This window comes from Nitrosospira sp. NpAV, assembly GCF_000832065.1.
GTDB lineage: Bacteria > Pseudomonadota > Gammaproteobacteria > Burkholderiales > Nitrosomonadaceae > Nitrosospira.
Genome location: NZ_JXQM01000126.1, coordinates 1 through 840, shown reverse-complemented (window position 1 = coordinate 840; position 840 = coordinate 1). Strand labels below are relative to the sequence as shown.

Below are 840 nucleotides of genomic sequence, written 5' to 3'. Positions count from 1 at the left end.
ATCAGCGTATTTACAAAAAGGCTGGGCAGGAAGCGCAGACGTATAAACCAGCGGTTTACTCGGTATGCAAGGCGGGGTTGCTGGGACTCACAAAATTCCTGGCTGCCTATTACATGGATACAGCCATCCGCGTTAACCTGCTCACCCCCAGCGGGGTCTGGAACAAACATGACACTGAGTTTGCCGGCAACTACTCGGCCAGAACCATTCTGGGGCGTATGTCCGCGAAAGAGGAGTATCACGGCGCAATCATTTTTCTGGTTTCGGATGCCTCCAGTTATATGACGGGTGCCAACCTGGTCATCGATGGAGGATGGACAGCATTGTGAATATTTCTTTCGCCTGATCCGCGTAGATCAAGGCAGGCCGGTGCTTTTATCAGCTGCTCTGGTGCTTCAGTTTGTCCCAGCAGCGGGCAAAAGCTTCGAAAATGGCGGGATTGCTGGAAATGGCGGCAATTTCATGATTCAGCCAGAATGAAGGCCGGGATGTGATCGATATCGTTGTAATGACGGAGGAAAATAAGGCTTTCATAGTAAGAATGATGGTGGCTGCCGGCGCTGGCGCAGTTCAGCTTGCTGACCGGCTGGCGGGATTATATGACAAGTAAACAGGGATTGGAAACCGGATCGCGTTTTATGTCTGCCATGCTTAACCGTGTGCGGCACAAGCGATACAGTAAAGCCGCTCCCGGCAAATCGCAGATTCTGCCAAAACGACCAGAAGGCGCATGGCTTCCCTTCGTGATCTAACGTATCTGCCCTGGGGGAACGATATCAGGTGCGAGTGGTGACAGGTCTGTGAATACAAAATTATCCCGAAGGACGGTTTCTCCCGGAA

2 protein-coding genes are annotated in these 840 nt (G+C 51.9%); both read left to right on the top strand.

The genetic code is table 11. The features are described from left to right. Nucleotides 1–329, top strand: a 329-nt coding sequence (locus SQ11_RS15585; RefSeq protein ID WP_041515122.1) for an SDR family oxidoreductase, incomplete at its 5' end; no start/stop codon positions are given. After that, on the top strand, nucleotides 307–480 hold the full coding sequence (locus SQ11_RS17415) for a hypothetical protein (RefSeq protein WP_156972540.1): 174 nt from the start codon (nucleotides 307–309) through the stop codon (nucleotides 478–480). The genes SQ11_RS15585 and SQ11_RS17415, both read left to right, overlap by 23 nt. The last annotated feature ends 360 nt before the right edge of the window (nucleotides 481–840 follow it).

Coding starts and splice junctions, on each gene's coding strand:
- SQ11_RS17415 (WP_156972540.1), top strand. CDS start 307: ATGGAGGATGGACAGCATTGTGAATATTTCTTTCGCCTGATCCGCGTA.